Origin of the sequence: Methylacidimicrobium sp. B4, from assembly GCF_017310545.1 — a bacterium.
In the GTDB taxonomy this organism is placed as follows: Bacteria; Verrucomicrobiota; Verrucomicrobiia; order Methylacidiphilales; family Methylacidiphilaceae; genus Methylacidimicrobium.
Genome location: NZ_CP066203.1, coordinates 1,980,208 through 2,005,412, shown reverse-complemented (window position 1 = coordinate 2,005,412; position 25,205 = coordinate 1,980,208). Strand labels below are relative to the sequence as shown.

The window sequence follows — 25,205 nt, the reverse complement described above, 5'->3', positions numbered from 1 at the left end:
CATTATGGCCCTCACCCACTACTTCGCTCGCCAGCTGCCGTCTGAGCTCGCCGGATTGGAGGACCTTGCCGCCGACCTGCTCTGGCTCTCGCACGCCGGATCCGAGAAGATCTGGCAGATGATGGATGCCAAGCTCTGGGGAGAGACCACCAACCCCTGGTTCCTCCTGGAGAGCGTCTCGGAGACCCGATTGGAGCAGCTCCGCGGAAACCCCGTCTTTCTCGAGGAGCTCCAGAAGCAGCTTGCGAAGCGAAAGGCCTACCTGGAGTGCCCGACCTGGTTCGACGCGACCCATAGCCTCCATGGCCTGGGGCGCGTCGCCTACTTCAGCATGGAGTTCGGCCTCGGCGAAGCGCTGCCCATCTACTCCGGCGGGTTAGGCATCCTCGCCGGCGACTGCCTCAAGGCGGCGAGCGACCTGGGGATCCCGATGATCGGCATCGGCCTCCTCTACCAGCAAGGATACTTCCGCCAGGGCATTGCGGCGGACGGCCATCAGATGGAGTACTTCCCCTACAACGACCCGACGCTTCTCCCGGTCGTCCCGGTCCGGGACCCCAGCGGGGAGTGGCTTCGCGTGTCGGTGGCACTGCCCGGGCGCGAGCTCGTTCTGCGCGTCTGGCAGGCGACCGTGGGGCGGGTGCCCCTCTACCTGCTCGACAGCAACGACCCCGTCAACGCTCCCGCCGACCGGACGATCACGGGATCGCTCTACGGCGGGGGGCCGGAGATGCGCCTGCTCCAGGAGATCACGCTCGGGATCGGGGGATGGCGCGTCCTGCAGCAGCTCGGAAACGACTGCCATCTCTGCCACCTCAACGAGGGCCACGCGGCCTTCGCCGTCCTCGAACGGGCCCGCACCTTCGCCCAGCAGACCGGCCAGTCCTTCGCGGTCTCCCTTCGGGCGACCCGGGCGGGAAACCTCTTCACGACCCATACGCCGGTACCGGCGGGCTTCGACTCCTTCTTTCCCGGCCTGGTCCGTCATTACCTCGCCTGTTTCGCCGGGGAGTGCGGGATCTCGGTCGAGGAGATCCTCCGGCTGGGGCGGCTTGGGGACGGGGCGGACGAGCCGTTCAACATGGCCTACCTCGCGATCCGGGGATCGGCCGCCGTCAATGGCGTGAGCCGCCTCCACGGGGAGGTCAGCCGCAGGATCTTTCAACCCCTCTTCCCCCGGTGGCCGCAGGAAGAGGTGCCGGTCGGCCATGTCACCAACGGCATCCACGTTCCAACCTGGCATTCCGCCGAATCCGACGAGTTGTGGGGCAAGATCTGCGGACCCAACCGCTGGCGGCAGACCACCGAGGTCCTGGAAGAGCGCTACCGGCAGGCGAGCGATCTCGATCTCTGGGAGTTCCGGATGAGGAGCCGGATGAATCTCATCCTCTCGATCCGGAGACGGCGAAAATGCCACTGCTCCCTTTTAGGGAAAGAGGCCGAGGAGATGAGCAGCTGCTCCTGCGTCTTCGAACCGAACACGCTGACGTTGGGCTTCGCCCGGCGATTTGCCACCTATAAGCGTCCCGACCTCCTTCTCCACGATCCGGGCCGGCTGCTCCGGATTCTCTCGAACCCCTCCGCACCGATGCAGCTGGCGATCGCCGGCAAGGCGCATCCCGCCGACGGCTTCGGCAAGGAGCTGATCCGCCGCTGGAATGCCTTCGCCGAGCAGCCGGAGGTGAGCGGCCGCATCGTCTTCCTCGATGACTACGACATGCGCATGGCCAAGGAGCTCGTCTCTGGCGTCGACCTCTGGATCAACAATCCGAGAAGACCCTGGGAGGCGAGCGGGACCAGCGGCATGAAGCTCCTGGCCAACGGCGGCCTCAACCTTTCCGAGCTCGACGGCTGGTGGGTCGAGGCCTACCGCCCGGAGCTGGGATGGGCGCTCGGCGACGGCCGGGAGCATGGGGAGGATCCCGCCTGGGACGCGGCCGAGGCGGAGCAGCTCTATCGCCTATTGGAGCAGGAGGTCGCTCCCGCCTTCTACGAGCGCGACTCCCGAGGCATCCCCACCCGCTGGATTGGCAAGATGCGCGAGAGCGTCGCCGAGCTCACCGGCTACTTCTCCACCAACCGGATGGTCCGCCAGTACACCGGGGAGTACTACCACCCGCTCAACGTCGCCTATCTCAAGCGTTCCGCCAAGAACGGCGCTCGAGCACAAGAGATCGAGGAGCGGCTCCGCGAGATCGCCCTCCATTGGAAGGAGGTTCGCTTCGGTCCCCTTTCGGTCGAGACGGGGGAGACCGGGCACCACTTCACGCTGCCCGTCTACCTCGACGAGATCTCGCCCCAATGGGTCCAGGTGGAGCTCTTTGCCGACCCGGCCACCGGAGAGGGGGGGAAACCCTTCTGCCTTCCGATGGAGCGGGCGGAGCCGCTCGCGGGAGCCATCAACGCCTTTCTCTTTCGGGCCACCGTTCCCGCCGGAAGACCGGCGGGCGACTACACGCCGCGCGTCCGGCCCTTCCATCCAGACCTCTTCGTCCCGCTCGAGGCGAACCAGATCCACTGGTACGCGTAAAAGGCCACTCTCAGCCCGCCGGAGGCTCGGCGCCCGCGGGAGCCTGCGCCTCTCCCGCGGGCGGCTTTGGGCCTTGGCGGAGCGTAAGCGTGCCGAGCTTCGTCATCACCTTGACCGCCAGGAAGACGCTCCAGGCGATGATCAGGAACTGGATCACCGCGTTCACGAACTGCCCGTAGCGGATCGCCACCTCGGGGCTCACGACCTTTCCCCCCGCGGTGACCGCCGGCTTGAGCACCCAGAGGAGATCCTTGAAATCGACCCCGCCGACGGCAATCCCCAGAGGCGGCAGGAAGAGATCGTTTACCATCGAATCGACAATCTTGTTGAATGCGGTCCCTACCACCACGCCGACCGCCATGTCGATCGCGTTTCCCTTGAGCGCAAACTGCCTGAACTCCTCGAGCAGCCTTCCGGCCATTCTCCCTCCTTATGACTCCTGGTAGGCGAACACTATCCCCTTGACCGGGTGCGCGACAAGCCCCGCCCTTCCGGGCGGGGAAGGATAGCGCGGTCCTCCTTAGCTTTGGCTGGGTGTCTGTTGCTGGATGGACTCGTCACTGGACATTCCACGGAGACCAAGGAACGTTTGCATCGATCATGATACGCCCGTATGATTGAGCGCAATGCGGCGGCTGCAAGCCTTTAAGTACCAACTGCGGCCAGACGGCCAGCAAGAGCGGCAAATGCGCCGCTTCGCTGGCTCGTGTCGGGTTGTGTTCAACGAGGCGTTGAGCTTGCAGATGGCACGTTACGATGCCGGAGAGAAGAGGCTCGGTTACGCCGGGCTGTGCAAGGAACTTACGAAATGGCGTAACGGCGATCCCATGCCTTCCGGGCGTGTCGCGCCTTGGCTGGCCGATGCGCCCGTTCATCCCTTGCCACAGGCGCTCAAGGATTTGGAGCGGGCCTACAGTAACTTTTTTGCCCAGCGGGCCGACTTCCCGCGCTTCAAGAAGAAGGGCCAGTCGGATCGCTTCCGTTACCCCGACCCGAAACAGATCAAGCTCGACCAGGCGAATAGCCGCCTGTTCCTGCCCAAGCTGGGCTGGCTGCGGGTCCGCCTCAGCCGGGAGGCGCTTGGGACGGTGAAGAACGTCACCGTCAGCCAGTCCTGCGGCAAGTGGTACGTGAGCATCCAGACCGAGCGCGAAGTCGAGCAACCCATCCCGAAGGGCGGCGCGGTCGGCATCGACATGGGCGTGGCGCGGTTCGCCACGCTTTCGGATGGCACGTTCTATGCGCCGCTCAACAGCTTCAAGCGGCATGAAACCGCCCTGTGCAAGGCGCAGCAGGCCATGAGCCGCAAGATCAAGTGCAGCAACAACTGGAAGAAGGCCAAGGCCCGAATCCAGAAGATTCATTCCCGCATCGGCAATGCCCGCCGCGACTCCCTGCACAAAGTCACGACCACGATCAGCAAAAACCACGCGATGGTGTGCATCGAGGACTTGCAGGTGCGGAACATGTCCCAGTCGGCTTCGGGCACGGCGGATGCGCCGGGAAGGAATGTTCGGGCCAAGTCTGGACTCAACAAGTCCATCCTCGACCAAGGCTGGTTCGAGTTCCGGCGGCAGCTGGAGTACAAGATGGAGTGGAGAGGCGGCTGGCTCCTTGTCGTGCCGCCGCAGAACACGAGCCGGACCTGTCCGTGTTGCGGCCATGGGTCGGCGGACAACCGTCGGACGCAAGCCCGGTTCATGTGTGGGGAGTGCGGTTTTGAGGAAAACGCCGATTTGGTCGGCGCGATCCATGTTCTAAGGGCGGGGCACGCCCGGATCGCCTGTGAAGTGAGCGGCATCGAGTCGCCAGCAGCAGGAACCCGCCGAAGCGGCTCATTCCGGTTCAAGCCCGGATTGAGCGCCGTAGGAATCTCCGGAATTTAGGCCGGGGAGGATGTCAAAAGCTCTTTCGTCTTATTCTTCCTCCGCGATGCGCTCTCCCCTACCCCCTCGCCCCAAGGAAGTTCGGCCCCCCGTTTTCTCCTCTTTTGCGCCCCTGGCCCGTGATGTAAGGTCAACCTGATGGCGGAGAAAACGTTGTCGGAGCCGGCAAGGACCTTTCGCTTCGAGATCGTCCCAGAGGGCCCGGACAACCTCCGGTTGCGGCTTTCGGGCCCGCTCGATACCGAGACCGTCTCCCGCTTCTGGAAACCCCTCCAGCGGCGCTTGGGGCGGCTCCCGTTTCGCTTGCTCCATATTGAAGCTGCGGCAGTCACCCGGTGGGATAGCGCCGGGATCGCTTTTCTCCAGATCCTTCGTCGCCAAGCCGAGGCTCGGCTCAAGGCGGAGGTGCGGATCGAAGGGCTCCCTCCGGAATGGGAGAGCACCTGGAATCCCCCAGCAGCATCCGAGCCCAAGGAAGGCAGGCCGGAAGAAGGGGACGCGGGCCTGATTGGTACGATCGGGCATACCGCGATCGAGGAGGTGACCCTCGCGACCGACGCGGTGGCCTTCGTCGGGCGGCTGACGCGCGGCTTGGGCGCCGCGTTCCGTCCGCGCATCTTCCGGCCCCGGGAGTTTCTTCGCGTCTTCGAATCGGCGGGGGTCGACGCCCTTCCCATCGTCTCCCTGATCAGCTTCCTGATCGGCCTGGTCATCGCCTTCGAATCGGCCCGACCGCTCGCCACCTTCGGCGCCCAGATTTTCATCGCGAACATGATCGGCCTCCTCATGACTCGGGAGATGGGTCCGATCATGACGGCGATCCTGCTGGCCGGCCGCTCCGGCTCGGCCTTTGCCGCCGAGCTCGGCACGATGAAGGTCAACGAGGAGCTCGACGCCCTGAAGACCATGGGGATCGATCCCGTCCGCTTCCTCGTCATCCAGCGCGTGCTCGCGGGCATCGTCGTCACCCCCCTGTTGACGATCTACTCGATGTTCATCGGCGTCCTCGGTGGAGTCCTGGTCATGGTCGCCTTGGGCTATCCGCTGGAAGCCGTCTACCACCAGATGGATTCGGCCGTCCGGATCGAGGACATCCTGATCGGGGTCATCAAAGGGGCGGTCTTCGGCCTGCTCATCGCCGCCAGCGGCTGCTTCCTCGGCCTGCGGACCCGAGAAGGGCCGGCGGCCGTCGGAGCCTCGGCCACGGGAGCGGTCGTGACAGGAATCCTCCTCATCATCGTCGCCGATGCCCTCTTCTCCGTCCTCCTCTACCTCCTCGACCTATGACGGTCGCTTCCGGTCCGGTCATCGAGGTCCGCAACCTCCGCGCGGGCTATGGAGAAACGGTCATCCTTCAAGGGATCTCCTTTTCCGTGAACCGGGGGGAGATCTTCGCCATCCTCGGTGGCTCGGGCTCGGGCAAGAGCACGCTGCTCAAGCACATGATCGGTCTCTACCCCCCACGCGCGGGAGAGGTGCGGATCGAGGGGAAGAACCTGGTCACCCTCGAAGGCGAGGAACGAACCGAGCTCCTGCTCCGGTTCGGGGTCATGTATCAGAATGGTGCCCTTTTTGGCTCCATGACCGTGCGCGAAAACGTCCGGGTCCCCCTCGATGTCTTCACCGAGCTTCCCCTCGCGGTGCGCAATGCGGTCGCGGAAGCCAAGCTCGCCCAGGTCGGCCTCTCGAGCGCCATCGAAAAGATGCCTTCGGAGCTAAGCGGCGGGATGCGCAAGCGGGCGGCCATCGCCCGGGCGATGGCGCTCGATCCGGTCATCGTCTTCCTCGACGAGCCCTCGGCCGGCCTCGATCCGGTGAGCTCCGCCGACCTGGACAATCTGATCAAAAGGCTTGCCAAAGACTTTTCGATCACCTTTGTAATGGTCACCCATGAATTGGCGAGCATCTTCGGGATCGCCGACCGCGTCATCCTCCTGGATGGCCGCAGCAAGAGGATCATTGCCGAGGGCGATCCGAGAGCCTTGCGGGACACCTCGACGATTCCGCTAGTCCAGCACTTCTTCCGCCGGGAGGGAGAATCTCCAGAGGGCGCTGCGACCCCATGAGCCGCAAGATCAGAGATTTCAAGATCGGACTCTTCGTGCTCGCCGCCGCGGGACTCCTCGTCGGGGGGCTGCTGGCCTTCGGGCTGCGGGATGCGTTCCAGGAGCACTTCTATTTCGAGACCTACGTCACCGGCGGTGCGACGGGCCTATCCGTCGGCTCTCCCGTCCTGCTGGACGGGGTGCCGATCGGCAAGGTCAGCCAGATCTCCTTTAGCTGGATCGTCTATCCGCAGTATCCCTCTCACTATGTCGTTGTCGTAGGGGAGGTCAACCCGGGCGTGCTCGGGAAAGCCACCTGGGCAGAGCAGGAGCGGCAGCTGCGAGCCGAGATCGACCATGGATTGCGGGCACGCATCCAAGGCCAGGGAATCACGGGGACGAGCGTCGTCGCCCTCGAATATGTCGATCCCAAGCGCCATCCCCCCCGTTCTGTCCCGTGGGAGCCGAAGCACTACTACATCCCCTCGGCTCCCGGCCAGTTCAAGGATATCGTGCAGCAGGTCGAAACCGTGCTGGAAAAGCTCGCTGCGATCGACTTCCCCAGCCTGGGCGCGAGCGCCAACGGCCTGCTTGGGGAGCTCCGCCACACCAACGGCCAGATCAAGATCCTGCTCGATGAGACGACCACGACCTTGGCCTCGGGCAACCTCCCGCAGCTCTTCGAGGCGACCGACCGCACGCTCTTGCAACTTCGGGATACGTCGAACAACCTCAACGAGATGATCCAGGATCTCCGGCGCTATCCGGCTGGCTTCCTCTTTGGCCAGCCCCCTCCCCGGCCCTCGAGCCTCCAAGGACCGGATCGATGAATCCGCGTATCCTCGCCACCCGCCGGCTCTTCTTCCTCTCCCTCTGCCTTCCCTTTTTCGGCTGCATGAGCCGGCCGGCCCGCCTCCCTTCGGAAAGCTTCAGCTTCGCTCCGTCCACCGGCTCTTCGGCGAAGGAGGGAGGCTCCCACCTCACCCTCGTGGTCCGCTCCGTCCGCGTGGTCGCCGCGTTTGCCGGTGAGGATTTCGTCTACCGGGCCTCGGACTACCGCTATGAACGCGACCCTTATGCCCATTTCCTCGCCTCTCCTGAGCTGCTGATCCGAAGCGCAGTCAGCGACATTCTTCAAAGCTCCGGTCTCTTCCAAGCGGTCGTTGCCGGCGGGAGCGCGGTCATGACCCATTCCTTCGCGGAAATTTCCGTCCGCCAGCTCTACGGGGACTTTCGTCCCGGACGCCCGCCAGCGGCGGTGATTGCACTCCGCTTCCTTCTGGTTCAATCCCCCGGGGGCATCCCTCTCTGGGAAGAGACCATCGCCCGCCGTGTCCCGCTCCGGGAGCGGAGCACCTCCTCCCTCATGGCGGGATGGAACGCGGGCATCCACCAAATCCTCGCGGAGGCGGGTCCTTCCCTCGCCAAGCAGATCCGGGCCGCCGACGAGGCGGCGCGCAAGGCCTTAGAGAAGGTGGAAGCGGCCCCTGTCCCCAAGCCGCCTCCGCCTCCTACCCCCGCGCAAACGGTCCCGGCCGAAGGGTAACCCGCGCTGCTCAGAGCCCTTGTCCTGGGACACGACCCACTCCGTCCCCCCGCCCAGAGGGAGACGGTTTCCTTCGGCCCCGGGCGATCCTCTTCCGGCCAGCGGGATTCACGGAGCGGCCGATCGTGCTTTCGCTCCCCGCTCTGCCTCTGCGCGCCGGGCCCACGCCCAAGCCAGGGAGGGGAGAAGGGCGAAGCCCAGCAAGCTCCCCGCCACGAAGATCTTCCCACCCGGCCCGAGAGAACGCGAGCCCAGCAATGCCATGCCCATCAGCCCCTGAAGGGCAAAGAAGGCCCATCCCGCCCCGAGAATGCCGCGAGAGTGCGCGAGCTTTCCGATGACAAAGAGAGTGCCATGCGTCGCACCCGCCAGGGCAAAGGCAACGAGGCACAGAGGCCCCAGGAGAAGCTCATCCTCGTTCATTCCGCCGTCCTCCGTCGGATCAAGCGATCGGGTCAAACGCCGCGCCCCGCCAAGCGAATCCCTCCGGAGGAAACTCCTGGGAGGGAGGAGGCCAGGCCCCTCCGACTGCGCTGACCGCCTTCGTCCGATGCTTGCCATGCCGCTTCTTGCGCGAGTGCTTCGAAACCGTGCGGGCTTCCGAGCCTCGGGAGAGCGGCGCCCAGATCTCCGGAACAGCCGCGATCCCTTGGTCTCCCAAGCGCGACTCCTCCACGATCCCCTCCGCAATCGCCCGGGCGATCCGCTCCCGCACCTGCGGCTGCGCGACCAGCCCCGCCTCGCGCGCATTGGTCAGGTAGGCGCATTCGGCGAGAACCGCGGGGATCGCCGGATTACGGGTCAGCCGCAGCCTCCGGCGGACCACCCCGCGACCCGACGAGCCGACGACACCCGCCAGGTAGTGCTCGATGCGCGTGGCGAGTCCGTGGCTGTCGGCATGCCAGAAGTAGGTCTCCGCTCCCCGCACGCTCCGATCCCCAACGGCGTTGTAGTGGATGCTGACCACCACCGTCCCCGGCCCGAGCCGGTTGGCGACCCTCACCCGCTCGTCGAGATCGACGAACCGGTCGTCGGTCCGCGTCATCACGACCCGGAAGCCGTCCGCCTTCAAAAGCCTGGCCACCCTCCGGGCCGTATCGAGCGCGAGATCCTTTTCCAGAAGCCTTCCGCCCGGAAGCGGCCGGCTCGTTCCCCCGTTATCCGTCCCTCCATGGCCGGGGTCGATGAGCACCGTCGAAAACGGGCGGATCGGCGCCGCCGAACCCACGAAGGGAACCAAACCCCCGGCTAAGGCCGCCAGCCCCGCCAGGAGCCACCGCAACGAGATCACTTTCACAAAGGCCCGCGATGCCCCCAAATAAGGGAACGAAGCCCAGGCGGAAGTAAAGCCTTTTTCCCCGCATTCGGCGACAGACCTCCTCGAGAAGGTTAAAACTGGTAGCTGAGCTGTCCCTGCACCCAGAATGGCCAGCCTGCGGCGACATAGTCCGAGTTGGACGCAACGTCGGAAGCGAGCCCGCTGGCGTAGGGCAGCCAGTAGACCGAGTTGAGGGTATTCCAGAGGTAGACGGTCAGGCTCCAGTTGTTCCTCTGGTAGGTCGCGCTCAGGTTGGTCACATACTGGGTCGGCACCACCGCCGAGTAGTTGTAGAAGAGCGGATAGCTGCTCATCACCAGGGCTGAGGCGGTCAGGCTCAGGCCGAAGTCGGTCCGGTAGGTGACCATCGCGTTGGCGGTCTGGTTGGGCAGCCCGATCCAGTTGTAGACCCCGGGGATCCCCGCCACGTTGTTCGGCGCGACTCCGGTTCCATTGTCGTCGAGCGGCAGGTTGTTCCGGTAGGCATAGCCGGTCGAATAGCTCTGGGTCTGGGCCGGACCGTAGGGAAGGGACGAAAAGTTCCAGGTGCCGTGCATGTAGGCGTAGCCCGCCCGGAACCACCAGTGGCGGTTGGGCTGGTAGGTCATGTTGTACTCAAACCCCTGGAGCAGGCCCGGGTTGGGCTGGAACCCGATCTGGTCCATGTAGAGGTTCTGGTGAAAGAAGGCGAAGGACATGTAGAGCTTGTCGTGGAGCAGGCTCAGCTTGGCCCCCACCTCCCCGAGCTCGTTGAGCAGGTGCATCTGCTGCGAGGTCTGCGTGGGAACGAAGCCGCCCATGTCGGCTGTCGCGGTCACATACTCGTAGTTGAAGTTGCCGTAGAGGCTCAGCCAGGGGAAGGGCTTGTAGACCGGCCCGATCGAGAAGAGCGGGTCGATCATCGACGTCTGCAACTGGGTGTAGAGCATCGAGGGGGTGCCGGGAGGGGTCTGGGCGTTGATGAAGTAGGTCGTCGCCCGAAGCCCATACTGGAGGCTCAGCTTCTCGCCGAACTTGATGTCGTGCTGCCAGAACGGAGCGATCGACCAATACTGAGAGTCGGTCGTTCCCGTCGTCCCGTTGAGCGGCTCGAAATAGTAGCCGGCGGGGCTTCCTGGAATCGGCCACTCTCCGCCCCCGGGCGCGTTCGGGTTCAGGATCGCCGCCTGGAAATAGGGGGTGTTGCGGACATCCCAGAGCAATGGATTCTGGCTCATGCTGAACATGTTGGGCGCATTGATCAGCGCGGTCGAGACGTAGTCCTGGTTCCGCTGGTAGACCCATTCGAGGCCGGTGTCGATGTTGTGGGAGATCCCGAAACCCTCCTTCTCCCCTTCTTTGCCCGACTCTCCTCCGCCGATCGGAGTGTCGAAGGCGAGCCGACACTCGGTCCGGTTGTCGACCTCGTAGTCGCCCATCACCGCCTCGTCGTAGAAGTAGGAGGGCTGAACCGCATCGTGGCGGGTGTACCAGACGAGCGTGTTGTTCACCAGGTCGAACCCCTCATCGACGTGGACCTTCTGGATCAGCTGGGTCATTCCCTGGTATCCCGTCTGCTGCGCGTAGGGGCTCATCAGGAGCTGCCGCCGGTTGACCGGACCCAAGCCGACCCCGTAGCTCCCAAACCCCAAGGGAGAGGGTGCGACCCCGGCCCCCGGGTTGGCGGCCCAGTAGTTCTGGAAGTAGGGCACGCTCCCCCACTGGGAGGGTGAAAGGGCGCCGATGTAGTCGAGCGTGCCCCCGCTCTGGAAGAGCGCGTTGGTCGGCCGGTTGAAGCCCGCGTAGCCGATCGGGGAGAAGGAGGCAAAGTCGGCATCGACATAGAGATCGGCCGAGTAGTTGTCGACCGGCTTCCAGCCCAGGGCCATGTAGAGGTTCTGCTGGTCGTTGTGGACCGTCTGGTACCAGCTCCCGCTCTCGATCCCCATGTAGCTCACCCGGTAGGCGAGCTTGTGCTCCTTGTCGACCGGCCCGCCCATATCCCCTCCCCACATGTACTGCTGATACATCCCCATCGAAGCCCAGGCGTTGCCCCGGAACTTGTCGAAGTAGGGCTGCTTGGTCGTATAGTTGACATAGCCCGAGGACTCCTGGCCCGCCCCGAAGACCGCGTTCCCGGGGCCCTCGACCATGTCCATCGACTCGATCATGTTCCAGTTCCAGGGGAGCCCCGAGTTGACCATCTCCACATTGTAGACGCTCATCGACATCCCGTTGATGAACGGGAGGGCCGCGTCTCCGCGGATGTAGGGTGCCGGAGAGATCCAGGCATCGACACCCCCGAAGGCGGTCGGGTTGATCATCGCAAAGCTGATCGGGTTCATGTACCCCCCCTGCGCATTGACCCCCGCGACCTCCATGAGCGTCTTGTTGATCGGGGTCACCTGCCGCGGGATATCCATGACATCCATCGGGAGCCCGTAGACCGAGTCGGTCGGAGAGGCGGTCGGCAGCATCTGAGGGGTGTCGTACGCCCCCTTCACCGTCACGGTCGACAAGGTCGACTCGGGCTTGGGCTGCGCCAGTGGCGCCGCCGCCCCCGTCCCGGGGCTTCCCGTGGAATCCGAGACATCCGCCGACGGGTCGAGCGGATCGGAAGGAAGGGTCGCGGCCCAGAGCGGATGGAGCAGGAGCAGCAGGCCCGCCGCCAGCGCCAGGCAGGGGCCTCTCCCCCTGCCAGAGCAGAGCCCGTTCTGGCTCCCGGCTGGCTTCCCCTCCGGGGCTTCGTCACCGGTAGCTTCCGCCCGAGCCGCAGCCTCGGTTTCGGACGAAGGTTCCTCACTCCACTCGAGCCCGCGCTCGGGCAGCCCCTTTCCGTTCCGCGGAGCCCCGGCAGCAATTGCGGCTCCCGAAGCTCCTCCGCCTCCCCCGATCCGGTTGCGATAAATCAGCCCCTCGACCGACTCCGCGAAGACCCGCAGCGATCCGGGGCCCACCCGCGTTCCTCCGAGCCGCCCTTCGCCCACCCAGCGGTAGATCGTCCAGCGGCTCACACTCAGCATCCGCGCAGCCTCATCGGGCCGCAGCAACTTCTTTTGCACCCTTCCTCCCACACGTTGACATCCGCGTTTCCTGGCGCCGGAACCCGCGGCTACGCTCGCCTACTGGTAAGGGCTAGCGAGCCTGGATCCGTTCCGGCGCACCTTGCCGTGACCGGCACGATGGTTACGCGAGAGGTCGGGGAGGGGGAGAATGGGGAGGATCCGTTCGGCTCGTCAGGCGGGGCTGGTCGAGCAACGGCGTTTCCGGAGAGAGAAGCAGGGGGGCCAGGACGGAATCCTCCGCAAGGAAAAAGAGCCCGGAGTCATCCTGGGACCGCTCGGTCCGCGAGCTCTGATCCTCCTTGCTCTTTCCTTTGACCACATTCTTGCAGATGTGGCAGGGATGCTTCCCGTCGAAGGTCATCGTGAGTCCCGCTTCGACTCCATAGCTCTGTGCATAGCGCACGAGCATCCCGGCCCAGGCGGCACCTTGCCAAAGGAGCCAGTGGCCCCCCGCAAGATGGCACGCCGCCAGGATGGCGAGCAGGATTCCCGCTTTTCTCACAGCAAATCCTTGTTGCGCCGATCGCCGCCGAGTGTCAACCGGTTTTTCTTGCCTTTTTTCTTTTTCGATCCCGCCTTCTCATCGGCGGGATTTGTCCCCCGAAAGGCACTCTCCCTTCTGGAGCGCGAGAAAGCTCGATCGCATTGCTCATACCATAAGCTAAGCGTATAGTATTTTTTTCTTGCGCGGTACATAAGATAGCATAATGTAGTCATCACGGTTCGCGGATTTCGCGATACCCTTATAAAGGAGTGCCCATGATTGCCGCATACGACACGAACAAAGCGACGCAGGAAGCAGCCCGACTCAGTACGCGCCCCAACACTTCGGTTCCCGGAGGCTTGGCCGCCCGGGTCGCCCAGTGGACTTGGCTGGCCGCCTTGACCCTGCTGCTCGTCTCGCTTCCGGCGGTCGCCGCCTTCTTCTACGACCTCTTCCGCTGGCCCGGCGCCGACGGGACCTTCGTGAGGCAGTGGATCACCGAAGGCTATCCCCGCAGCCTGGCTCTCCTGGGCGTGCTGGCGGAGGCGAGCCTCGCCTATGTCCTGCTCGCCCGGCGCACGGTACGCTGGCCCTACCTCCTCCTGCCCGCCTTCGTCGGGCTCGCCTGGATCGGGCAGCTCGCGGTCGTGCTGATGACCCCCGGCCACCCGGCGCTCACCCCGCTGCTGGCCTTGAAGACCGCGGGGGCGGCTCCGGTGATCGCCCTCCTCTTCGCGATCCCTCCGTGGATCGCGGAAGACCTGGATCGGCGCTGGACCGGGCGACCCTGAACCTGGTTGTGCCCTCCTCCGGAAGGGCGGACCCAGGTCCGCCCTTTTCCCTTCCCCTGGATCTTGACGATCGCCCTCCCGATCGGCAGGCTCGTCGTTGGTGGCCTCCCCGTTCGTCTCGATTGGCATCCCCGCGCACGACGGCGCCGGCACGGTTGCCGCAGCGGTCGAGAGCGCGCTCGCCCAATCCTGGCCTGAGAAGGAAGTGCTCGTCGTAGACGACGGCTCGACCGACCCGACCCGAGAGCGCCTCGCGCCCTTCCTTCCCCGGATCCGCCTCCTGGCCCAGCCCAACCGGGGGCGAGCCGCCGCCCGCAACGCGCTCCTCGAGGCCGCCCGGGGAGAGTGGATCCAGTGGCTCGACCAGGACGACGTCCTTCTTCCGCAGAAGATCGCCACCCAGCTTGGGGAGGCGAGCGGAGGTACCGACGCAGATGTCCTCTACGCTCCCTGCCTCTTCGACGAGGGTGGAGAAACCTTGCGCACCCAGGCCCGCTGCCCGGAAGCGGCTCTCCTTGGCGGCTGGTTTGCCGGGGAGCTGCCGCAGACCGGCGGCTATCTCTGGCGCCGGGATGCCCTTCAAGAGCTCGGCGGCTGGAGCGACCGGGCACCGCTCTTTGATGACTACGAGCTCGTCGGCCGGGCCCTGCGCCACGGCCTCCGCTTCCGGCTGACTCCCTCCCCGGGAGCCGTCTGGCGGATCCGGCGCGGGCCCTTCTCCGCAGAACGGACCCGGAGCTTTGCTCATCAAAAGGGGGGCGTCCTTACCGAAATGGCTCGATGGCTCGACGAGAAGGAGGGTTGGACCGCAGCTCTCCACCACTCCGCCGGCGACGCCTTTTTCCTGGTCGCCCGCTGGCTCGCCCGCAGCGGCCAAGCCGAGGAAGCCGAACGCTTCTTCGCCGAGGCTTCCGCTCGCGGCTGGATGCGGACCCCCCCCAGCCCGCTCTACCGCCTCCTCCTGGGTGGACTCGGCTTCTCCCAGGCCGAACGCTTCTCGGCGGCCCTCCGCCGTCTCCCCCCCGCATGACCGCTCCCCTCGTCACGATCGGGATCCCCGCCTACAACCGGGAAGAGTGGATCGCGCAGGCGGTCGAGAGTGCCCTCGCGCAGAGCTGGCCCAACAAGGAAGTGATCGTCGCCGACGACGGCTCGACCGACCGGACCCGGGAGATCCTCGAGGGGTTCGGCGAACGCGTCATCGTTCTTGCGCTCCCGGGCAACTCGGGCCCCTCGAACGCCCGCAACGCGATCCTCGCGGTCGCCCGGGGGGAGTGGATCCAGTGGCTCGATAGCGACGACTACCTTCTCCCCCCCAAGATCGAAACCCAGCTCCGCGAAGCGGGGGAGCCCTCGGCCGATGTCCTCCTCTCCCCTTCCTTGATCGAGCAGTGGGGAGAGGACGGCCCCGGCGCCCCGTGGATTGCCCACTTTCCCGACCCCCCCGATCCCTTCTACCTCTGGCTCGCCTTCTGGTTCCCCCAGGTCGGCGCCCAGCTCTGGCGGCGCGAGGCGCTCCTCCAGATCGGCGGCTGGACCCCGGGCCACCTCGTGGACGACTACGAGCTCTACGCGCGCGCCCTCCAAAAGGGGCTCCGCTTTGGGTTCACCCCCTCCCCGGGTGCGGTCTACCGGATGGGCAGACGCTTCTCCTGGACCTCATCCAAGATGCGCGAGCTTCTGCCCGCCCACAACCGGGAGACCGAGGCGATGCTCGCCTGGCTCGTGCGCGAAGGGCGCATGACCTCCAAGCTCGCCGAGGCGGCCGGCATCGGCTTCTTCCAGCGCCTGGGAGCCTACAAGCAGCTCGATCCCTCCGAGGCGGACCGGCAGCTCTCCCGCTACGGTGAGTGGATCTGGCCGGTCCTCCCCGCGCGGGACCGGCGGATGCTCCGGCTCGGCCTCTCCTACTCCCAGGCCGCCCGGATCAAGCGGCTGAGCAAGCCCTGGATGTCCCGTGCGGAAGGCTTCTTCCGCTCCTTTCGCCAGAACGCGGCGGGCAATGGCTCCCTCCCCTGAGCGAAAAGAGGCTCAGGCGGGAAAAGGCGCTTTCCAAGCCTGCGGGAAAGCCGCATGCTCTCCACTACCCGTCCGGCTCCCCGCATGCGCTTCCCTTGGCGACTCTCCCCGCTTTTCCTCGGGCTCCTCCTGCTTCCCCTCTCCCCTCTCTCCGCCACCGTCTACCAAGTCGACCCCGCCCGGAGCAAGGTCGAGGTGCTCGTCATCCGCGGTGGGCTGCTCGGCGTTTTTGGCCATGACCACGAGATCGTCTCCTGGAAGCTCACCGGCACGATCGACTACGTCCCCTCCTCGGTCCCCTCCCTCGAGGCCGATGTGAGCTTGCCGGCCAGCTCCTTGACCGTCGTCGATCCCGAGGATCCACTCCAGGAGCGGAAGGAGGTTCAGTCGACCATGCGGGGCAAACGGGTGCTCGACGTCGACCGCTACCCCGAGATCCATTTCACCTCGACCGGGGCCTCCCCGGCCCCGACGGCGCCCCAAATCCTCCTGAGCGGCGACCTCGCCCTGCACGGCACCGTCAGGCGGATCTGCTTCCCCGTCCGCATCACCCCTGCCCCCGGGGCGATCCGCGCCGCCGGAACCGCCAAGGTGCGCCAGAGCGACTTTGGCATCGAGCCGATCCGGTTCGCCGCGGGCACCGTGCGAATCAAGGATCAGGTCGAGATCCACTTCACGGTCCTCGCCCGCGAAAGAGCCCCGGCGGCGCCCTAAGCGCTCCGCTCGCTCGGGCTCATCCGCACGCAGACCGACTTGAGCTCGGTGTAGCTTTCCAGCACCGCGTGGCCCATCTCCCGGCCCCAGCCCGACTGCTTGTACCCTCCGAACGGAAGGGCGGCATCGAAGACATTGTAGCAGTTGATCCAGACCGTCCCCGCCCGCAGCCGGCTCGCCAGCCGGTGGGCCTTGCCGACATCCCGGGTCCAGATGCCCGCCGCCAACCCGTAGATCGTCGCGTTGGCCACTGCCGGGATCTCTTCCTCCGTCGCAAAGGAGCTCGCACAGACGACCGGCCCGAAGATCTCCTCCCGCACGATCTTCATCTCCGGCCGAACGTCGGTGAAGAGCGTCGGAGGCACGAAGTAGCCCCTCCCTCCGAAGCCCAAGTCCGCCGCCTTGGCCTTGGCTCCCTCCTCGGTCCCGCTCCGGATGTACCCCCAGACCCGGTCGTACTGCTCCTGGGAGACGAGCGGCCCCATCTCGGTGTCGAGCGCCATCCCGGGACCGACCCGGATCTTCTGGGCCTCCTGGGCGATCCGCTCGGCCACCTCGTCCGCCACCGGCGCCTCCACGTAGAGCCGGCTCCCCGCGCAGCAGCACTGCCCATGATTGAAGAAGATCGCCATCGCGGCCCCAGCCACCGCTTCCTCGAGGTTGGCGTCGGCAAAGATGATGTTGGGTGACTTCCCCCCCAGCTCGAGGCTCAGCTTCTTGAGATTCCCCGCAGCCGCTCCGACAATGGATTTCCCCACCTCGGTCGACCCCGTGAAGGCGACCTTGTCGACATCGGGGTGGGCGGCCAAGGCCGCTCCCGCCGTCTCCCCGAACCCGGTCAGGATGTTGACGACCCCCTCGGGAAAGCCCACTTCCTCGATCAGCTCGCCCAATCGCAAGGCCGAAAGAGGCGTCTGCTCCGCCGGCTTGAGCACGATCGTGCAGCCGCAGGCGAGCGCCGGACCCAGCTTCCAGGCCGCCATCAGCAGCGGGAAGTTCCAGGGGATGATCTGCCCCACGACCCCCACCGGCTCCCGGACCGTGTAGGCCAGGTAGCTCCCGGGCTCGGCCAGCCCCAAAGGAATCGTATTCCCCTCGATCTTGGTCGCCCATCCCGCCATATACCGGAAGAGATCGATCGCCAGCGGCAGATCGGCGACCCGCGCGACCGTCAAGGGCTTCCCGTTGTCGAGCGACTCGAGCTGCGCCAGCTCCTCCAGATGCTCCTCCATCCGGTCCGCAAGCTTCCAGAGCAGCTTCGCCCGTTCCGCGGGCGCCATCCTCGCCCACGGCCCCCTCTCGAAGGCGGCCCGCGCGGCCCGCACGGCCCGGTTCACATCCTCCGCATCCGCCTCGGCGACCTCGGCGAGCCTCTCCTCGGTCGCCGGGTTGACCGTGGCGAAGGTCTTCCCCGATGCCGCCTCGACCCACTTCCCTCCAATCAGGAGCCGCTTGGGTCCGGAGAGGAATGCCGCAACGCGCGGATCGACTGGAACCAGGTTTGTCTTTGCCGCCTGCGCCTTGTCTTCCGTCCCCATTGCCATTGCGTTCTCCTTGGTTGATTCGTTGAGTTACTATTCTAGCGCGAGCACGACGATCCTGGCAAACGCGCTCTGCGCGGGCAATGCTGCTCGCCCCAGGCGGAGCGCACCCGTTTCCGTACTTGGGCGGGAGAGAGCGTTCTCGAACACACCATTCCTTTGAGCGTAACGGAGAATAGATCATTGACTAAGTCATGGCACTTAGTCATATCAGTCCCATGCAGACCGTGACCGTCCATGAAGCAAAGACCCACCTCTCTCGGCTATTGCGAAAAGTAGCGGGGGGCGAAGAGGTTCTCGTCCTGCGGGGCAAAGTTCCGATCGCCAAGATCGTCCCCTTGGACATCGATCACGCCCCGCGCCGCCTCGGGCTCGACAAGGGCAGGATTTGGATCGCCCCCGATTTCGACGCCCCTCTCCCCGAGGAGGTCCTTCGGGCCTTCGAGCCATGAAGATCCTCCTGGACACCCAATGCTGGCTCTGGATGGAAGCCGAGCCGGAACGCTTGAATCCGCAGGTGAGGGATCTTCTCCTCGATCCGGCCCACGCGCTCTACCTCTCCGCCGCAAGCGCTTGGGAAATCTCGATCAAGATCGCGATCGGAAAGCTCCGGCTCCCCTCGCCGCCCTCGGCCTATCTCGCGGAACGGATGGGCCGAGAGAAGCTTCGTCCCCTCTCCATTGAGCATGAGCACGCGCTGCTCGCTGGCAGCCTGCCCCCGCACCACAGGGATCCTTTCGACCGGATGCTCGTTGCCCAGGCCCTTCGGGAAAAGCTCACGCTCTTGAGCGCGGATCCGATCTTCGCGCGTTACGAAGCGGCAGTGCTCTGGGCGGACCGTGAGAGCAGCCGCTAGCCAGCCGTTGGCCTGCCCGAGCGGGAAGGGACAGCCGGACGACTCCCGCTCGGCCCGAAGCCGCCGGGAGATCGAAGCAAGCCGCTCGATCTCCTGGGCAAAACTCTCGGGGAATCGACCATCCGCTTCCTTCAAGAAGATTCCCACATCGTGGACATGAGGCACTTCCACACCCGCAAGCCGTAGGGCTCCCTTGAGCGCCAGCTCGACCGCCTCCTGCGCGCGGCGCACGGCCAGATGCCAGAGCCTCCTCCCGCCGAGAGAGCGGGCTTCTCTCAGGATTTCCGCCGCCAGCCCAATGTGGCTCCTGGCGATTTCCTCCCGCTCACAGTTCCACCGTTTCCCCCGGCCGGATCGTCGGCGCGAGCACCCAATAGCGCGTCCGCCCCTTCCGTAGCCGCTGGGAGCCGAGCGCCTTCAGCCGCTCACGCAGCTGGTCAAGAACTCCCGCAAAGAATCCTTCCCGGTCCCAGAGCAGGATCCCATCCTCGACCATATCCAGGTAGATCGGCCGCGTCTTGCGTGCCTCCGCCGGAGTCAACGCGAGCACGCTAAAATCGGTGTAGGCTCCCCGCCGCCAAAACCCTTCCCGCTCTTCTTCGAGCTCCTCCGCAATCCCCTCGAGCTGAGCCATCCGGGCGAACCGGCCCTGCGGAAGCCCCTCGATGACCAGCAAAAGGTCGATGTCCGAATTGCGGTTCGCCTCTCCGCGGGCGACGGAACCAAAGAGGACCACCGAAACGAGCGCCTCCCCCAGCCGCTGGCGCACGACTTCTCCATAGCGGCCGGCGAGGTTGCGCAGGGAGGCGTTGAGCTCCGCGTCCGCTTCTTCCCGCCGTCCCGGCCCGAGGCCAGCAGCCAGAGGTTCTTGCTTGCCCATACGACCTTGCCATTCTGCCGCCTTTCCGCAGACCAACGCAACGCCGCACCATGTCGTGCGCACCGAGGAAGGCGCAAAGCTCCGCGAATCCCTCCCAGAGCTCCGGGAGCTGCCGATAGAGCTCCTCGCCCGCAGGATCCGCTCCCAGAGCTCCTCGTCAAATGTCCAGCCGAGCGAGAACGCGGCCTCGAACGCCGCCCGCGGGCCGGGCGCCTCCAACCCCGCCCGTCGGGCCATTGCGGCCACCGCCTTCCACCCCAGCTCGTAGGCGAGCGCGAAGCGAAGAATCGCCGAATCCCGAGCCATTTCGCTTGGGAGGAGCCGATAGCGCTTCCTTCCAACGGGCAAGCGCCTTCTCCAGCTCCGCGAGCCGCTTCTCTTCCCGCCCGCTTTCCTCGGGAGCCCTCAGAGCGGAATCCCTTCCCTTGCGGCTTCCCTCTGCAAGGTTTCGCCCGCCGCTCCCAGATCCACCAGATCGATCCGGCGGATCGTCGGAAGCTCTGCAACCGCGCGGAAGAGCTCCGCTTCCTCTTCCGGCCGCCTCGCTCCCTCCCACAAGAACCCAAGATCGAGATCGGACCAGGGACGCGCCTCTCCCCGGGCAAAGGAGCCGAAAACGACCAGGCGAATGCCCCGGAGCCGGAACCGCGCCGCCAGCCGGTGGAGCCCTTCCCGAAGCGGGGAAGGGAGGTCGCCAACGGTCAACCGAGGAACGGCTTCGCTGCGCTGGAGCATCGTCCTTGCCTGGGAAGAGATTGTCCTCGCTCTGGACAGAAAAGGCAATCCGGGGGTGTACGCGAAGGGAGCGGATGGTGTCGCCGCGCTCGACATCGCGGCCGATCTATGAACAATAGCCCGCCAACCAAGGCCGAACCCAATGGAGTTCGCCCTCTCCAGAAAAGGATAACAGCATAAGGTCCCCATGGATATCTCCCGCATCCCGATCGGTGCCAATCCTCCCCACGAGATCAACGCCATCATCGAGATCCCGCAAGGAGGCACGCCGGTCAAATATGAGATCGACAAGAAATCTGGTGCGATGTTCGTCGATCGCTTCCTCCACACGGCCATGTTCTACCCGGCCAACTACGGCTTCATCCCCCACACGCTTTCGGAGGATGGGGATCCGCTCGACTGCATGGTCGTCTCCCATGCCGCGGTCTCCCCGGGTGTCGTCATTCCCGCCCGCCCGATCGGTGCCCTGCTCATGGAGGACGAGCATGGGATCGACGAGAAGATCATCGCCGTTCCCATCGACAAGCTCCATCCCTTCTATGCGCGCGTCGCAAGCTATCGGGACCTGCCGGAGATCTTCCTCAAGACGGTCGCCCACTTCTTCCAGCACTACAAGGATCTCGAAGAGGACAAGTGGGTGAAGCTCCTGCGCTGGGCCGAGCCCACCGAGGCGGCCGACCTGATCCGCTCCGGAATCGAGCGGGCCGCCAAGACCAAGAGCTGAGGATGCCTGCCTCCGCCCCGCAGCCCTTCCCCACCGCTCACTGCCTCCAGGGCCGCCGGATCCGCGGCGGCCAGGCCAGGCCGTAGCCCCCGCTCTCCAAGCTCAGGTTGGGATTGTAGGCCGGATCGCGCTCGATCCACTCCCTCCACCTCTCCCGGAAGCGCTCCCGGTCCTCCGCAAGGACTTCCGGGGGCTCCTCCCTCCGCACGAGCTCCGCATAGGGCGTAAAGACGACCCGGTAGCCCTTCTGCCGGAGCCGCAGGCAGTAGTCGATGTCCCAAAGACCCTGGCGATAGCCCGGATCGAAGCCTCCGCACTCCGCGAAGAGCGCCCTGCGCGTCGCCAGGCAGGCCGCGCTCACCGCCGACGGGTTCCGGATCAGCACCGATTGCCCGAAATAGCCGATCGACTCCCCATTCCCTCCCCGGAACGCGGCTCCCGCACTCCCCTCCAGCCCAATTACGACTCCCGCTTCCTCCACCCTTCCATCGGGAGCCAGGATCCGCGCCCCGACGGCTCCCACCTCCGGCCTCACCGCATGACTGGCCAGCTCCGCAAGCCAGCCGCCCTCCGCAGGCTCGACCGGAGCCGCGAGGAAGACCAGGACCTCTCCCCTCGCCTGCCGCGCGGCCCAGCTCCAGAGAGCGGGACCGGTCAGCTCCGGCGGGTCGAGAACGCGGACGCCTTTAGGCAGAGGCAGTCCGTGCTTCGACCTCCCGATCACCAGCAGCTCGGATTTCGACGGCTCGGCCTCGCCCCGAAGCGCCCCGATCGCCTTCCACAGCCCCTCCTCATCGCTTCCCGACCCAAGAAGAAGGCTGACGGAAAGATCTCCCGGAACCCTCCTCCGCACCCGATGCCCCCAGGGAATGCGGGTCGAGAGCACCTCCGCGGACTCTCCTAGCCGTTCGAGATGGTCCCGGATCGCCTTTCGGGCTGCCTCATAGGCGTAGGGCTTCGCCTCCTCCCGAGCCGCTCCTGATGTCTCGATCGCCCGCCAGTGGTAGAGCACCCGGGGAATGTGGCGGATCTGCCGGGCCTCGAGCTTTTCCACGAAACGAAGCGCCAAGTCGTAGTCCTGGCTCCCGTCGAAGCCGCTCCGAAAGCCTCCCAGGGAATGGAAAAGCTCTGCCTGGTAGACACCGAGATGGTTGATGCAGTTTTCCGAAAGCAGAAGGTCGTAGGAAAAATCGGGCTTGAAGCAGGGGTGGAAGGGGCGGCCCGCCTCATCGATCTTGTCCTCGTCCGAATAGAGGAGCCGAATCTCGGGATCACGCAGGATCTCGCGGGCGACCAGGAAAAACGCCTCCTCGGGCAGCTCATCATCGTGATCGACCAGCACGATCCATTCTCCCCGCGCGAGGGCAAGCGCGCTATTCGAGGCGGCAGCGATCCCTCCGGACTCTTCCCGAAAGACCACCCGGATCCGCGGATCCCCTTCCCGGTTTCGCTCGAGCAAGGGACGGATATGGGGGAGAGTCGACCCGTCATCGGCGAGACAAAGCTCCCAGTGGGGGTAGAGCTGCTCCCGGATCGAGTCGATCGCCCGCTGGAGCCACCTCTCCGGGGTATTGAAGACCGGCAGGAGGACCGAGAGCAGCGGCTTCCTCGGGAATCGGCCGATCTCCTTTCGAATCTCCTCCCGATCCGCCTCGTCCAGCGCTTGATAGGCGGCAAGCCAGGCGGCGTAGGCCTCCGCCTCCGGCCCGGCTCGGCCCGCCGTGCCCGGCCGCTTTCGGAGGCCGATCCGGTGGAGGAGCTGCCTCCTTCCCCGTCGAAAGCCGGCCTCCATCTGGCGCAACCCTTCCCTCGTCGCGTTTGCCTGGTGCCTGGCCTGCGCCAGGAGGTTCCTTGGCTTTGGCACCAGGGATGCATCGACCTCCTCCAGCAGAGAAAGCAGACGCTCCCCTTCCGGAGAAAGTCTCCTCCCCGCTCCCTCCTCCTGCGCGGCCGCAGCAAGAGCGAGCGCCCACGCCAAGACCCGGCTCCATTCGGCCCGTGTCGGCTCCCTTTCGACTCCCGGGCAGTCACAACCCGGGCGCTCGCCCAGCCCAATCCTCATCCTCGAAGGAGGCGCCTGCTTCTGACGGAGGAAGGCGCGGAGCGCTGCCCGTGACCAGAGAAGAGGCCCGACAAAGGGGAAGGCCCTCCCCAAGCGCGCCACGTAGCTCAGCGGCTCCCTCCGGGGATCAAGAGCCAGAGCGCCCTCTCCCCCCCCCAGCCGATAGGGGGAGGCGAGCAGATCCCCTCGGGGGAGCTTCCCCGCCTGGGCAAGCTGCTCCTCAATCTTGGTGGGAGAGAGCCGCTCTCCCTCCCGCAGCCACTGGATCCACTCCCCCCGAGCCCGTGGGAGGAGCCCCTCCGGAGCATCAACGACCAGGATCTCCTTCTTCCCCCAGCTCTGGCTCCGGGCTTCCTCGATCAGCCTTCCGGCTTCCTCCCCGTTGGCCGGGGAGAGGATGGCGATCGAGACGAGCTCCATGCTGGAAGGAGTTATTGCCGGAATCTGGTTCGCGGCGCTAACCTTTTCCATCCGCCCGAACGGCTCCTTGGATGACCCCCCCCTCCCCCCTCGTGACGATCGCCATCCCCGCCTACAACGCGGGGCCCTGGATCGTCCCGGCGATCGAGAGCGCCCGGGCCCAAAGCGGGCCCCAGACGGAGATCCTCGTCCTCGACGACGGCTCCAGCGATGGGACCCCGGACCGAATCGCCGCCTTCGGGGACCGCATCCGGCTCCTCCAAGCCCGGACCGGCCGGAGCAGCCTCGCCCGCCAGGAGCTCCTCCAGGAGGCCTCGGGGGAGTGGATCCAGTGGCTCGATCACGACGACTATCTCTTGCCAGAAAAGATCGCCACCCAGATCGCCGAGGCCGGAAGCCTGGCCGATGCGGACGTCCTCTTTTCCCCCTACCTCCTCGAGCGGTGGAGCCAGGGACGTGTCGCATCCCGCCTTCTCCAACCGATCGACGATCCCCAGGATCTTCCCCGCACCTGGCTCTCCTCGCAGTTTCCCCAAAACGGCGCCCTCCTCTGGCGCCGGGCGAAGCTTCTCGCCCTGGGCGGCTGGAAGAACCTTCCCACCGACTACTACGACGATTATCAGATCTACTGGCGGGCCATCCGAGCGGGCTTGCGCTTCCGCTATACCCCCACCCCCGGTGCCGTCTACCGGGTCTGCCACCTCGAGAGCCTCACCTCCTCGAACATCCCCGAAGCCCTCCGCTGGCGCGCTCAGATGGTCCAGGACGCCACCCGGGAGCTGCAACTTCTGGGCGAATGGACCCGACCGCGCCAGGCGGCGGCCCAGGGAGAATATGCCCGGATCCTCCGGGTGCTCGACCGGCTCGCCCCGGAGCTTGTGGAACCGCTCTCCCAAGAGGCGCATTCGCTGGACCTGTGGAGCGAACGGGCGCTTGTGGAAGCGGCGGAGCCCCACGTCCGCTGGCTTGTCCGCTTCCTGGGATTCCGCCGGGCGTGCCGAGTCCGTCGTCTCCTTCGGTCGTTGGAGCGGGCCTTGCGAACCGCGCGGAAGGGGGTCTTCCCTCCCCGGGCCGGTTGCGCCTCTGGCGATTCCCCATCCCGATAGCGGCCGTCCCTTGCCTGGGACCGCTGGATCTGCGCCCGGAGGAACCCGGACCGGTCTTCCTCAGGAAGCGGGTTCCGTCGCAAACCGGATCGCCGTGGCCCGAAGACGGGGGATCATCTGCATCCCGGGATTGACCGTGTACATTCCTCCGGTCGGATTCATGACCAAGGGATTGCCGATCGGCTGGCTCTTGTCCTCCACGATCACCGCCTCCGCACCCAGCTCCCGCGCCTTCTCCAGGATCGATCCCAGGAGCTGGCTCTTCGGGGTTTCCGGCTGGCCGCTCGCTTCGAGCACCGCGATCTTCTCATACGGGCCCTCGGGCGCCTTCCGGTAGACCTGAACGTAACGGGAGGGAAGATACCGGGCGGTCGTCAGATGCCGGACCTGTACCGCATCCTGATGGGCGCAGCCAGCTACGCAGAGCAGGATCGCAAGCAGCCCCGCAGCCCCCCCGCGAAGCCATCTTCCCCCACCGCTGGCCTGCGCTGGATCCGCCACGTT

24 protein-coding genes and 1 pseudogene are annotated in these 25,205 nt (G+C 65.8%); 14 read left to right on the top strand and 11 right to left on the bottom strand.

The window, feature by feature from the left end:
• Nucleotides 1–4 precede the first annotated feature (4 nt).
• Complete coding sequence (glgP, locus tag MacB4_RS09415) at nucleotides 5–2,530, top strand: alpha-glucan family phosphorylase (protein ID WP_206863579.1); 2,526 nt, start codon at nucleotides 5–7, stop codon at nucleotides 2,528–2,530.
• Between the two features lie 10 nt (nucleotides 2,531–2,540).
• Here glgP and mscL read toward each other — a convergent pair whose 3' ends face one another.
• Entirely contained in the window at nucleotides 2,541–2,951 is a 411-nt protein-coding gene (gene mscL, locus MacB4_RS09410; RefSeq protein WP_206863578.1) for a large conductance mechanosensitive channel protein MscL, read from the bottom strand.
• Nucleotides 2,952–3,156: 205 nt separating this feature from the next.
• Here mscL and MacB4_RS09405 point away from each other — a divergent pair, with 205 nt between their 5' ends.
• The 5 genes from MacB4_RS09405 to MacB4_RS09385 all read left to right on the top strand — a co-directional run bounded on the left by MacB4_RS09405 (nucleotide 3,157) and on the right by MacB4_RS09385 (nucleotide 8,007).
• Nucleotides 3,157–4,416, top strand: coding sequence for an RNA-guided endonuclease TnpB family protein (locus tag MacB4_RS09405; protein WP_206863577.1), 1,260 nt, complete (start codon nucleotides 3,157–3,159; stop codon nucleotides 4,414–4,416).
• A gap of 138 nt (nucleotides 4,417–4,554) precedes the next feature.
• Complete coding sequence (locus tag MacB4_RS09400; protein WP_206863576.1) at nucleotides 4,555–5,703, top strand: ABC transporter permease; 1,149 nt, start codon at nucleotides 4,555–4,557, stop codon at nucleotides 5,701–5,703.
• A complete protein-coding gene (locus MacB4_RS09395) occupies nucleotides 5,700–6,482 on the top strand; it encodes an ABC transporter ATP-binding protein (RefSeq protein ID WP_206863575.1) in 783 nt (260 codons plus the stop codon). The genes MacB4_RS09400 and MacB4_RS09395 overlap by 4 nt, the downstream gene beginning before the upstream one ends.
• Entirely contained in the window at nucleotides 6,479–7,291 is an 813-nt protein-coding gene (locus tag MacB4_RS09390; RefSeq protein ID WP_206863574.1) for an MlaD family protein, read from the top strand. Before MacB4_RS09395 ends, MacB4_RS09390 begins: the two co-directional genes overlap by 4 nt.
• The gene (locus MacB4_RS09385) at nucleotides 7,288–8,007 is read left to right on the top strand and encodes an ABC-type transport auxiliary lipoprotein family protein (RefSeq protein ID WP_206863573.1); all 720 of its coding nucleotides are present in this window, start codon (nucleotides 7,288–7,290) and stop codon (nucleotides 8,005–8,007) included. Before MacB4_RS09390 ends, MacB4_RS09385 begins: the two co-directional genes overlap by 4 nt.
• A 108-nt stretch (nucleotides 8,008–8,115) precedes the next feature.
• Here the strand turns inward: MacB4_RS09385 and MacB4_RS09380 are convergent, their stop codons facing one another.
• From MacB4_RS09380 to MacB4_RS09365, 4 genes are all read right to left on the bottom strand, one after another.
• Nucleotides 8,116–8,430, bottom strand: coding sequence for a hypothetical protein (locus tag MacB4_RS09380; protein ID WP_206863572.1), 315 nt, complete (start codon nucleotides 8,428–8,430; stop codon nucleotides 8,116–8,118).
• Between the two features lie 19 nt (nucleotides 8,431–8,449).
• Complete coding sequence (locus tag MacB4_RS09375) at nucleotides 8,450–9,304, bottom strand: N-acetylmuramoyl-L-alanine amidase (RefSeq protein WP_242529218.1); 855 nt, start codon at nucleotides 9,302–9,304, stop codon at nucleotides 8,450–8,452.
• A 92-nt stretch (nucleotides 9,305–9,396) separates the two neighbouring features.
• Nucleotides 9,397–12,366 carry an excisionase family DNA-binding protein gene (locus MacB4_RS09370; protein ID WP_206863571.1) on the bottom strand — a complete coding sequence of 990 codons (2,970 nt, stop codon included), beginning with the start codon at nucleotides 12,364–12,366 and terminating at the stop codon, nucleotides 9,397–9,399.
• 124 nt (nucleotides 12,367–12,490) lie between these two features.
• Entirely contained in the window at nucleotides 12,491–12,871 is a 381-nt protein-coding gene (locus MacB4_RS09365) for a hypothetical protein (protein WP_206863570.1), read from the bottom strand.
• A gap of 257 nt (nucleotides 12,872–13,128) precedes the next feature.
• Between MacB4_RS09365 and MacB4_RS09360 the strand changes: the two genes are divergently transcribed.
• From MacB4_RS09360 to MacB4_RS09345, 4 genes are all read left to right on the top strand, one after another.
• Complete coding sequence (locus tag MacB4_RS09360; protein ID WP_206863569.1) at nucleotides 13,129–13,644, top strand: hypothetical protein; 516 nt, start codon at nucleotides 13,129–13,131, stop codon at nucleotides 13,642–13,644.
• A 100-nt stretch (nucleotides 13,645–13,744) separates the two neighbouring features.
• Nucleotides 13,745–14,674: a glycosyltransferase family A protein gene (locus MacB4_RS09355; RefSeq protein WP_206863568.1), complete on the top strand. Its 930-nt coding sequence runs from the start codon at nucleotides 13,745–13,747 to the stop codon at nucleotides 14,672–14,674.
• Nucleotides 14,671–15,663 carry a glycosyltransferase family 2 protein gene (locus MacB4_RS09350; RefSeq protein ID WP_206863567.1) on the top strand — a complete coding sequence of 331 codons (993 nt, stop codon included), beginning with the start codon at nucleotides 14,671–14,673 and terminating at the stop codon, nucleotides 15,661–15,663. Before MacB4_RS09355 ends, MacB4_RS09350 begins: the two co-directional genes overlap by 4 nt.
• 54 nt (nucleotides 15,664–15,717) lie before the next feature.
• On the top strand, nucleotides 15,718–16,377 hold the full coding sequence (locus tag MacB4_RS09345) for a YceI family protein (protein ID WP_206863566.1): 660 nt from the start codon (nucleotides 15,718–15,720) through the stop codon (nucleotides 16,375–16,377).
• Here MacB4_RS09345 and MacB4_RS09340 read toward each other — a convergent pair.
• A complete protein-coding gene (locus MacB4_RS09340; RefSeq protein ID WP_206863565.1) occupies nucleotides 16,374–17,921 on the bottom strand; it encodes an aldehyde dehydrogenase family protein in 1,548 nt (515 codons plus the stop codon). The genes MacB4_RS09345 and MacB4_RS09340 overlap by 4 nt on opposite strands.
• Nucleotides 17,922–18,112: 191 nt before the next feature.
• Here MacB4_RS09340 and MacB4_RS09335 point away from each other — a divergent pair, with 191 nt between their 5' ends.
• Nucleotides 18,113–18,370, top strand: coding sequence for a type II toxin-antitoxin system Phd/YefM family antitoxin (locus MacB4_RS09335; protein ID WP_370569358.1), 258 nt, complete (start codon nucleotides 18,113–18,115; stop codon nucleotides 18,368–18,370).
• Nucleotides 18,367–18,774 (top strand): type II toxin-antitoxin system VapC family toxin, encoded by a 408-nt coding sequence (locus MacB4_RS09330; RefSeq protein ID WP_206863564.1) that lies wholly within the window; start codon nucleotides 18,367–18,369, stop codon nucleotides 18,772–18,774. Before MacB4_RS09335 ends, MacB4_RS09330 begins: the two co-directional genes overlap by 4 nt.
• Nucleotides 18,775–18,822: 48 nt before the next feature.
• On the opposite strand, the pseudogene MacB4_RS11395 reads toward MacB4_RS09330, so the two are convergent.
• From MacB4_RS11395 to MacB4_RS09315, 3 genes and pseudogenes are all read right to left on the bottom strand, one after another.
• Nucleotides 18,823–19,053 (bottom strand): annotated as a pseudogene (locus tag MacB4_RS11395) (HEPN domain-containing protein); the annotation flags it as partial.
• 46 nt (nucleotides 19,054–19,099) lie between these two features.
• Nucleotides 19,100–19,960, bottom strand: a complete 861-nt coding sequence (locus MacB4_RS11290) for a nucleotidyltransferase domain-containing protein (protein ID WP_242529217.1) — start codon at nucleotides 19,958–19,960, stop codon at nucleotides 19,100–19,102.
• Between the two features lie 99 nt (nucleotides 19,961–20,059).
• Nucleotides 20,060–20,389 carry a nucleotidyltransferase domain-containing protein gene (locus tag MacB4_RS09315; protein WP_206863563.1) on the bottom strand — a complete coding sequence of 110 codons (330 nt, stop codon included), beginning with the start codon at nucleotides 20,387–20,389 and terminating at the stop codon, nucleotides 20,060–20,062.
• A 187-nt stretch (nucleotides 20,390–20,576) separates the two neighbouring features.
• Here MacB4_RS09315 and ppa point away from each other — a divergent pair, with 187 nt between their 5' ends.
• Complete coding sequence (gene ppa, locus MacB4_RS09310) at nucleotides 20,577–21,113, top strand: inorganic diphosphatase (protein ID WP_206863562.1); 537 nt, start codon at nucleotides 20,577–20,579, stop codon at nucleotides 21,111–21,113.
• 37 nt (nucleotides 21,114–21,150) lie between these two features.
• On the opposite strand, the gene MacB4_RS09305 is transcribed toward ppa, so the two are convergent.
• On the bottom strand, nucleotides 21,151–23,646 hold the full coding sequence (locus tag MacB4_RS09305; RefSeq protein WP_206863561.1) for a glycosyltransferase: 2,496 nt from the start codon (nucleotides 23,644–23,646) through the stop codon (nucleotides 21,151–21,153).
• A gap of 20 nt (nucleotides 23,647–23,666) precedes the next feature.
• On the opposite strand from MacB4_RS09305, the gene MacB4_RS09300 reads away from it, so the two are divergent.
• Nucleotides 23,667–24,701, top strand: a complete 1,035-nt coding sequence (locus MacB4_RS09300) for a glycosyltransferase family A protein (RefSeq protein WP_206863560.1) — start codon at nucleotides 23,667–23,669, stop codon at nucleotides 24,699–24,701.
• 60 nt (nucleotides 24,702–24,761) lie between these two features.
• Here MacB4_RS09300 and MacB4_RS09295 read toward each other — a convergent pair whose 3' ends face one another.
• Nucleotides 24,762–25,202 (bottom strand): hypothetical protein, encoded by a 441-nt coding sequence (locus tag MacB4_RS09295; protein ID WP_206863559.1) that lies wholly within the window; start codon nucleotides 25,200–25,202, stop codon nucleotides 24,762–24,764.
• Nucleotides 25,203–25,205: the final 3 nt, after the last annotated feature.